The sequence below is a fragment of the Micromonospora sp. KC606 genome, from assembly GCF_004348675.1.
Taxonomy (GTDB): Bacteria; Actinomycetota; Actinomycetes; order Mycobacteriales; family Micromonosporaceae; genus Micromonospora.
Map to the genome: position 1 here is coordinate 20,649 of NZ_SMKN01000050.1, position 8,709 is coordinate 29,357.

7 protein-coding genes and 1 pseudogene are annotated in these 8,709 nt (G+C 72.6%); all 8 read left to right on the forward strand.

Annotation, left to right across the window (positions count from 1 at the left end; genetic code table 11):
- Positions 1–174 precede the first annotated feature (174 nt).
- The 8 genes and pseudogenes from E1193_RS13165 to E1193_RS13200 all read left to right on the forward strand — a co-directional run bounded on the left by E1193_RS13165 (position 175) and on the right by E1193_RS13200 (position 8,703).
- Positions 175–585: a hypothetical protein gene (locus E1193_RS13165; protein WP_132183472.1), complete on the forward strand. Its 411-nt coding sequence runs from the start codon at positions 175–177 to the stop codon at positions 583–585.
- A 1-nt stretch (position 586) separates the two neighbouring features.
- Positions 587–2,224 (forward strand): cation acetate symporter, encoded by a 1,638-nt coding sequence (locus E1193_RS13170; RefSeq protein ID WP_132183473.1) that lies wholly within the window; start codon positions 587–589, stop codon positions 2,222–2,224.
- A gap of 127 nt (positions 2,225–2,351) precedes the next feature.
- Positions 2,352–3,116, forward strand: a complete 765-nt coding sequence (locus E1193_RS13175; protein WP_132183474.1) for an ABC transporter ATP-binding protein — start codon at positions 2,352–2,354, stop codon at positions 3,114–3,116.
- The gene (locus E1193_RS13180; protein WP_132183475.1) at positions 3,101–4,792 is read left to right on the forward strand and encodes an ABC transporter permease; all 1,692 of its coding nucleotides are present in this window, start codon (positions 3,101–3,103) and stop codon (positions 4,790–4,792) included. The genes E1193_RS13175 and E1193_RS13180 overlap by 16 nt, the downstream gene beginning before the upstream one ends.
- Before the next feature lie 115 nt (positions 4,793–4,907).
- Positions 4,908–5,774 (forward strand): hypothetical protein, encoded by an 867-nt coding sequence (locus tag E1193_RS13185; protein ID WP_243707578.1) that lies wholly within the window; start codon positions 4,908–4,910, stop codon positions 5,772–5,774.
- Positions 5,775–5,912: 138 nt separating this feature from the next.
- Positions 5,913–6,443 (forward strand): annotated as a pseudogene (locus E1193_RS13190) (flavin reductase family protein); the annotation flags it as partial.
- Between the two features lie 237 nt (positions 6,444–6,680).
- On the forward strand, positions 6,681–7,052 hold the full coding sequence (locus tag E1193_RS13195; RefSeq protein ID WP_132183477.1) for a DUF485 domain-containing protein: 372 nt from the start codon (positions 6,681–6,683) through the stop codon (positions 7,050–7,052).
- A complete protein-coding gene (locus E1193_RS13200) occupies positions 7,030–8,703 on the forward strand; it encodes a cation acetate symporter (protein ID WP_132183478.1) in 1,674 nt (557 codons plus the stop codon). The genes E1193_RS13195 and E1193_RS13200 overlap by 23 nt, the downstream gene beginning before the upstream one ends.
- Positions 8,704–8,709: the final 6 nt, after the last annotated feature.

Below are 8,709 nucleotides of genomic sequence, written 5' to 3' on the forward strand. Positions count from 1 at the left end.
ACCGGCAAGAAGCTACCCGGACTTAATACGAGGGGTGAACCCATCGAGACATAATGGTGCCTTAATTCGTCTCTGCGGCCGGTTGTCCACAGCGACCACCGCTTTGCCCACAGGTTATCCACAACCCACTCCCGGGCCCCTTGACATCCCTGCTGAGCAGGCGAGACTGCCCAGATGACCGCCGACGACCGGGTGCCCGCACCCCGCGCGCCACAACCGCGGCCCAGGACGCGGGTCGTGCTGGCCGAGGTGTCCCGCCCCGACGACCGGGCCGCCCGCACCCGCGCCGAGCTGACCCAGCAGACCCGGGTCGGCGACGCGCTGGTGCGCGGGCTCGTCCGCGCCCAGCTCTCGCTGGCACTGCGGCTCTCCCTGGTGGTGCTGGTCGGGCTGGGCGGGCTGCCCTGGCTCTTCGCGATCGCCCCCACCGTCGGTCGGGTCACCCTGCTCGGCGTCAACCTGCCCTGGCTACTGCTCGGGGTGGTCTCCTTTCCGTTCCTGATCGGGGTCGGCTGGGCGTACGTACGGCTCGCCGAGCGCAACGAGCAGGACTTCACCGACCTGGTCCAGCGGCCGGAGCGCTGAGGTGGGCAACGGCTTCGTCGTCCCGGCCATCGTCGCGGTCACCCTGGTCACCCTCGTCATCGGCTTCTACGGGCTGCGACTGGCCCGGACCACCTCCGACTTCCTGGTCGCCTCCCGGGCGATCAGCCCGACGTGGAACGCCGCCGCCATCGGTGGCGAGTACCTCTCGGCCGCCAGTTTCCTCGGCATCGCCGGGCTGGTCCTGAAGTACGGCGTCGACGTGCTCTGGTACCCGGTCGGCTTCGCCGCCGGGTACCTCGCCCTGCTGCTCTTCGTGGCCGCGCCGCTGCGCCGCTCCGGCGCGTTCACCCTGCCCGATTTCTGCGAGTTGCGGCTCGGCTCGCGCCGGCTGCGCACCCTGGCCACCGTCTTCGTCATCTTCATCGGCTGGCTCTACCTGGTGCCGCAACTCCAGGGCGCCGGGCTGACCCTGGCCACGGTGGCCGGTGCGCCGTACCCGGTCGGGGCGCTGCTGGTCGCGGCGGTGGTCACCGCGAACGTGGCGCTGGGCGGGATGCGGGCGGTGACCTTCGTCCAGGCGTTCCAGTACTGGCTGAAGCTGACCGCGCTCGCCGTACCCGCGATCTTCCTGATGCTGCAGTGGCAGGCCGACGCCCGCCCCGCGGTGACCCCGCCCGACGGGCCGGCGTTCCGGAGCGCGACCACCGTCGTGGTCGAGAACCGCGCGGCGCTCACCTTCGCCGACGGCACCATCCGGCAGGTACGCCCCGGCGACGAGTTGACCTTCGCCGCCGGTGACCCGGTGCCGGCGGTCTCCGGGGTGGCCGACGGCGCGGACTGGCTGCTGCCCAGCGCCGCCGGGGACGACGACCGGGGACTGTTCGCCACGTACTCGCTGATCCTGGCCACCTTCCTCGGCACCATGGGGCTGCCGCACGTGCTGGTCCGCTTCTACACCAACCCGGACGGGGCGGCGGCCAGACGCACCACGCTGGTGGTGCTCGGCCTGGTCGGTGTCTTCTACCTGTTGCCCACCCTCTACGGCGTGCTCGGCCGGATATACACCCCACAACTGCTGGTCACCGGGCAGACCGACGCGGTGGTGCTGCTGCTGCCCGGAGCGGCGCTCGGCGACGGGACCACCGGCCGGCTGCTCGCCGCGCTGGTCGCGGCCGGCGCGTTCGCGGCCTTCCTCTCCACCTCCTCGGGGCTGCTCACCAGTGTGGCCGGGGTGGTCTCCACGGACGTGCTGGGGCGTGGCTCGGTACGCGGGTTCCGGCTGGCCACGGTTATCGCCGGTGGGGTGCCGACGGTGCTCGCCCTGAACGTCTCCGGGCTGGACGTCTCGCAGGTGGTGGGGCTGGCCTTCGCCGTCGCCGCGTCCAGCTTCTGCCCGCTGCTGGTGCTCGGCATCTGGTGGCGCGGGCTGACCGACCTGGGCGCGGCGGCGGGTGTGCTGGCCGGCGGCGGGGCGGCGATCGGCGCGGTGCTGGTCACCGTCCTCGGTCCACCCCTGTCGGGCTGGCCGGCCACGCTCGTCGCGCAGCCGGCCGCCTGGACGGTGCCGTTGGCCTTCACCGTGATGGTCGCGGCCTCCATGGCGACCCGCCACCGGGCGCCGGCCGACGTGGGGGCCACCATGCTGCGGCTGCACGCCCCGGAGGCGCTGCGACTGTGAGCAGCGGCCCGCCCCACCCGGCTCCTGGCCGATCGACCGGCGCGGAAGCCGGGTACGTCCGGGGGATGACCGGGCAATCATTTCGCGGCCGGACCGTGCGCTGGTCCGGCCCGGATACGGTTTTCGCATGACTGGTGAGCACTCCGCGCTCGCGCTGCGTGGCCTGACCAAGAGGTTCGACGGCAAGGTCGCCGTGGCGGGCGTCGACCTGGACGTCCCGGCCGGCTCGTTCTTCGGTCTGCTCGGCCCCAACGGCGCCGGCAAGACCACCACCCTGTCCATGGCGGTCGGCCTGCTCCGGCCGGACCACGGCCAGGCCTGGGTGCTCGGGCACGACGTGTGGGGCGACCCGGTGCGGGCGAAGCGGCTGCTCGGGGTGATGCCGGACGGGGTACGCCTGTTCGACCGGCTCAGCGGGGCGGAGCTGCTGGCGTACCACGGTCTGCTGCGCGGAATGGATACCGCGGTGGTCGACCAGCGGGCGTCGGAACTGCTCGACGTGCTGGCGCTCGCCGACGCCGGCCGGACCCTGGTGGTCGACTACTCGGCCGGCATGAAGAAGAAGATCGGCCTGGCCTGCGCGCTGCTGCACGGCCCTCGGTTGCTGGTGCTGGACGAGCCGTTCGAGGCGGTCGACCCGGTCTCCGCCGCGCTGATCCGCGACATCCTGCGCCGGTACGTCGTCGGCGGCGGCACCGTGGTCTTCTCCAGCCACGTCATGGAGGTCGTCGAGCGGCTCTGCTCGCACGTGGCGATCCTCGCCGACGGGGCGATCAAGCGGGTCGGCGCCCTCGACGAGGTGCGCGGCGAGCGCCGCCTGGAAGAGGTCTTCGTCGAGGCGGTCGGCGGGCGGACGGCCACCGGCGAGGAGTTGTCGTGGCTGTCCCGGTGACCGCGCCTACCGAGCCGGTACGGCCGGTCTCGGCCCGGCACTTCGTCCGCCTCAAGCTGCGGGTGATGGCCAACAACCTCCGCGGCCAGAGCTGGCGCGTCGTTCTCTTCGTGGCCGGCGTGTTCGGCGGGCTCTGGTTCGCCGGCGGTGGCTTCCTGCTGCTGGCCGCGCCCGGGTTCGCCGGCGAGCCCCGGTACGCGCTGCTGACCGCCGCGTTCGGCGGCGGGCTGCTGGTGCTCGGCTGGCTGCTGCTGCCGCTGGTCTTCTTCGGGGTGGACGAGACCCTGGATCCGGCCCGGTTCGCGCTGCTGCCGCTGCCCCGGCGCACCCTGGTCGGCGGGATGTTCGCGGCGGCCCTGGCCAGCGTGCCGGTGCTGGCGATGCTGGGCGCCACCGCGGGCCTGGTGGTCACCGCCTGGGCGCTGGGCGGTTGGGTGGCCGGGTTGGTCGCCGCCGTCGGCGTGGTCGCCGGGCTGCTGCTCTGCGTCGCGGCCAGCCGCGCGGTGACCAGTGCGTTCGCCACCATGCTCCGGTCCCGACGGGTCCGTGACCTGGCCGCCGTGCTGCTGGCGGTGGTCGCCGCGATGCTTGGCCCGTTGCAGCTGCTGGTGCTGGCGGCGGTTCGAAAGGCCGACTGGGACCGGCTCGTCGAGGTGGCCGCCGTGGTGGGCTGGACACCCTTCGGGGCGCCGTGGACGGTCGGCCTGGACGTGGCCGAGGGGCGGGCCTGGGCGGTGCCGGTGAAACTGCTGATCACCGGGGCCACCGTCGGTCTGCTCCTGCTCTGGTGGTCGCGGTCACTGGAGTCGGCGATGGTCGGCGCGGCCGGCGCCGCCCCGACGAAGTCCCGGCGCGGTCCGGTGGGCGGGGCGGTCGGGCAGCTCTTCCCCCGGATGCTCGGCTGGGCCGGGCGGGACCGGTTCGGCGCGCTGGTCGCCCGGGAGTGCCGCTACTGGTGGCGGGACGCCCGGCGGCGAGCCAACCTGATCACCGTCGCCGTGGTGGGGGTGTTCGTGCCGGTGTTGGTGAACCTGGGCGGAGGCGGCTTCACCGCCTCGTCGGATACGGGTTTCGAGTTCTCCGGCAGTTCGTCGCCGGTGCTGCTCAGCCTGTCGATGCTCTTCGTCGGGGTGCTCGCCTCGGTGACCCTGGCCAACCAGTTCGGCTTCGACGGCAGCGCGTACGCGGCGAACGTGGTGGCCGGGGTGCCGGGCCGGCTGGAGTTGCACGCCCGGATGACGGCCTTCTCGGTCTACGTGGTGCCGATGCTCGGCGTGGTCGCCGTGGTGATCGTGGCGGTGCTGGGCGAGCCGGGCTGGGTCGGGGTGGCCGCCGGGGCGCTGCTGGCCGCGTACGGGGTCGGGCTGGCGATCAACGGGCTGGTCTCGGTGCTGGGGGCGTACTCGTTGCCGGAGACGAGCAACCCGTTCGCCATGAACAGCGGCGCCGGGATGGCCAAGAGCCTGCTCACCCTGCTGTCCATGGTCGGCTCGGCGGCGGCGGCGATGCCGGTGGTGGTGGCCGCCGGGCTGCTCGGCGACAGCTGGCTGTGGCTGGCGTTGCCGCTCGGCGCGGCGTACGGCCTGGGCGCGGCGCTGCTCGGGGCGTACGTCGGCGGGGACGTGCTGGACCGGCGGCAGCCGGAACTGCTCGCCACCGTCACCCCGAGGCGCTGACGCCGGCCGTCGGGTGCCGAGCCGGGTCGGGCGGTGCGGCCGGCGCCGCGCCCCTTCCGGGTGATTCCGCACCTGGCGTCGGGAACGATCCGGCGCGCGTTTGCGTCACACCGGCATGTTGACTGTTTCCGCCGTACGCGGGGCAGCGGTGCTACCGCTGATCCTGTTGGCGACCACCGCCTGCGCGCAGCAGGACGACCCGGCCGGCGCAGCCGCGCCGACGTACCCCGGCGACGCCGTGGTGCTCCGCATCGAACACACCGGCGGTTTCGTGACTCCCGCCGACCTGGCCACCCGCCTGCCCACCGTCACCGTGTACGGCGACGGCCGGATGATCACCCAGGGTCCGGTGGTGCTGCGGTACCCCGGACCGGCCCTGCCCAACGTCCAGGTGGTGACGCTCTCCGCCGACGAGGTGGGCCGGCTCGTCGAGCGGGCCCGGGCAGCCGGGGTGGGCACCGCCGGTGACCTGGGCACCCCGCCGGTCACGGACGTTCCCGCGACCCGCTTCGCCCTGCGGGGGCCGACGGGCGTCGAGGAGACCACCGTCGAGGCCCTCGACGTGGTCGGCCCCGAGGCCGGGCTCAGCGCCGGCCAGCGAGCGGCCCGGGAGAAGCTGCGCGCCTTCGCCCAGTCGCTGACCGACGCGCCGGCCGCCGGCGGCGGGTCGGCCGAGCCGTCGCAGCCGTACCAGCCGACCGCCGTGGCTGCCGTGGCACAGCCCTGGGTCGCCGACGCCGAGGCGGGACGGCAGCCCGAGGTGGTCTGGCCCGGCCCGGCTCTGCCCGGGGCGCCGCTGGGCGCGACCACCGGCCTGTCCTGCGTGACGGTCACCGGCGACCGGGTGAAGCCACTGCTCGACGCCGCGGCCACGGCGAACGCGGTGACCCCCTGGGTCTCGGACGGAAAGCGGTGGAGGGTCACCCTCCGCCCGCTCCTGCCCGACGAGACCGACTGCGGCTCCCTCACCGCCACCCGCTGACCCGTCCGGCCCGGTGGTCTGATCCCAGTGCGGCATGTCGCGGCATCCCTGACACCGGATGCCGCGACATGCCGCAGGGTCGGAGGCGGATCGGGCCCGCGTAGGCTTCGCCGGCCGACCGGGGCCCGGGGCGGCACAATGTTTCACGTGAATCCGGAGCCGGGAGCAGAGATCCACCACACCGACCCGTTCGCCGTGCCGGCCGGGCAGCGCTCGCCCGTTCGCCGGCTGCGAGGGCGGCTCGCCGCGCCGGTGACCCTGTGGACGGCTCCCGGCCCGGCGGGCCTGACGGTGTCGTCCACACTGGTCGCCGAGGGCGAGCCGGACCGGCTGCTCGGGCTGGTCGACCCGGAGTCGGACCTGTGGGCGGCGGTGGCGGAGGCCGGACGGTTCGCGGTGTCCCCGCTGGGGCCACCGCACCGGCAGCTCGCCGACCGGTTCGCCGGTCTCTTCCCGTCGCCGGGCGGGTTGTTCGCCGCCGGCTCGTGGACCGACACCCCGTACGGCCCGGTCCCGTCCGACGCCGGGGGCTGGGTCGGCTGCCGGCTCGACAACAGCCGGGAGTACGGCTGGGGCCTGCTGGTCGAGGCCACCATCGAGGCGGTCGACCTGGCCGGCGAGAGCATGCCGCTGCTGCACTACCGGGGCCGCTACCGCGAGCTGACCTGACTGTGCCCGAGGGTGCGGGTGGGCGGCCCTTCGCCGGCTCCCGGTCCGGTCAGGCGCTCGGCGGTTGACCCGACGACGCGGGGCGACCGGTAATCGGAGTGACCTGGGTCACTCGGCGCATCCAGTGGACCGTTCGGCGCACTCGCCGACCGCGGTCGATCTCCGCCTTCCCGGCCGGGAAGCGCGCTCTCTACCGTGCGCGAAACTCCCAACGCCTGTGAAGGTGGTGATCCACAAATGTCCACGGACACACCCCCGTCCGCCCCGGCCGAATCCGCGGCGGAGCGATACCTGGCCGTACAGCGGTCGGACGACTTCGCCGGGTTGCGCCGCGCGCTGCGCGGCTTCGTCTTCCCGATGACCGTCGCGTTCTTCCTGTGGTACGCGCTCTACGTGATCCTGTCCGCGTACGCGCGGGACTTCATGGGCACGAAGCTGTTCGGCAGCAACATCAACGTCGCGTTGGTCTTCGGTCTGCTGCAGTTCGTCTCGACGTTCCTGATCGCGTGGCTCTACTCGCGGTACGCGGACCGGAGGCTCGACCCGATCGCCGACCGGATCCGCGCCGAGATCGGGGAGGTGCGGCATGACGACGGTCTTCGCGGCTGAGGCGGGCGGCGGCACCGCCCGCAACCTCACCATCGTGCTCTTCCTGGCCTTCGTGGCGGTCACCCTGGGCATCACCATCTGGGCCAGCCGGCAGACCAAGACCGCCACCGACTTCTACGCCGGCGGTCGCTCCTTCTCCGGTTTCCAGAACGGCATGGCGATCGGCGGCGACTACATGTCGGCCGCCTCGTTCCTCGGCATCGCCGGCATCATCGCCCTCTACGGCTACGACGGCTTCCTCTACTCCATCGGGTTCCTGGTGGCCTGGCTGGTGGCGCTGCTGCTGGTCGCGGAGCTGCTGCGCAACTCCGGCCGGTACACGATGGCCGACGTGCTGGCCTTCCGGATGCGCCAGCGTCCGGTACGCACCGCCGCGGCCGTCTCCACCATCACCGTGTCGATCTTCTACCTGCTGGCCCAGATGGTCGGCGCGGGCGCGTTGGTGGCGCTGCTGCTCGGCATCAAGCCGGGCACCACCTTCCTCGGCATGGACGCCGACACCGCGAAGGTCGCCACCATCATCATGGTCGGCGCCCTGATGATCATCTACGTCACGGTCGGCGGGATGAAGGGCACCACGTACGTCCAGATCGTCAAGGCGTTCCTGCTGATGGCCGGCGCCCTGGCGATGACCCTGCTGGTGCTGGCCAAGTACAAGTTCAACCTGTCGTCGCTGCTCGGTGACGCGGCGTCGGCCTCCGGCAAGGGGGCCGCCTTCCTCGAACCGGGCCTGCGTTACGGCAGGGAGGTGGCCGGGGATCCGACGCAGACCTTCTACAACAAGATGGACCTGCTCTCGCTCGGCATCGCGCTGGTGCTCGGCACGGCCGGCCTTCCGCACATCCTGATCCGCTTCTACACCGTCCCGACGGCGAAGGCGGCGCGCAAGAGTGTGCTCTGGGCGATCGGCATCATCGGCACCTTCTACCTGCTCACCCTGGCCCTCGGCTTCGGCGCGGCGGCGCTCGTCGGCAGCGAGGCGATCACCGCGCAGGACAAGGCCGGAAACACCGCCGCCCCGCAGCTCGCCGAGGCGCTCGGCATGGACTTCCTCGGCGGCGACCTGGGCGCGGCGACCCTGCTGGCGATCATCGCGGCGGTCGCCTTCGCCACCATCCTGGCGGTGGTCGCCGGGTTGACGCTGGCGTCGTCGTCCAGTCTGGCGCACGACTTCTACGCCAACGTCATGAAGCGCGGCCAGGCCTCGGAGCGGCAGGAGGTGGCCGTCGCCCGGATCTCGGCGCTGGTCATCGGCGCGGTGTCGATCGCGCTGTCGATCTTCGCGCAGAACCTGAACGTCGCCTTCCTGGTGGCGCTGGCCTTCGCGGTCGCCGCCTCGGGCAACCTGCCGGCGATCCTCTACAGCCTGTTCTGGAAACGGTTCAACACCTCGGGCGCGGTCTGGGCCATCTATGGCGGTCTGCTCTCCGCCGTGGTGCTGGTGTTCTTCTCGCCGGTGGTCTCCGGGTCGGCCACCGCGATGTTCCCCGACCAGGACTGGCAGTGGTTCCCGCTGTCCAACCCGGGCATCATCTCCATCCCGTTCGGCTTCCTCTGCGGCTGGATCGGCACCGTGATCTCCAAGGAGCACGACGAGGTCAAGTACGCGGAACTGGAGGTGCGCGCCCTCACCGGCGCGGGCGCCCACTGACGGGTT

Bases quoted from the DNA above. Each gene is read 5' to 3' on its own strand.
- E1193_RS13195 (WP_132183477.1), top strand. From the start codon at position 6,681: ATGTCCACGGACACACCCCCGTCCGCCCCGGCCGAATCCGCGGCGGAG.
- E1193_RS13200 (WP_132183478.1), top strand. From the start codon at position 7,030: ATGACGACGGTCTTCGCGGCTGAGGCGGGCGGCGGCACCGCCCGCAAC.
- E1193_RS13185 (WP_243707578.1), top strand. From the start codon at position 4,908: ATGTTGACTGTTTCCGCCGTACGCGGGGCAGCGGTGCTACCGCTGATC.
- E1193_RS13165 (WP_132183472.1), top strand. From the start codon at position 175: ATGACCGCCGACGACCGGGTGCCCGCACCCCGCGCGCCACAACCGCGG.
- E1193_RS13175 (WP_132183474.1), top strand. From the start codon at position 2,352: ATGACTGGTGAGCACTCCGCGCTCGCGCTGCGTGGCCTGACCAAGAGG.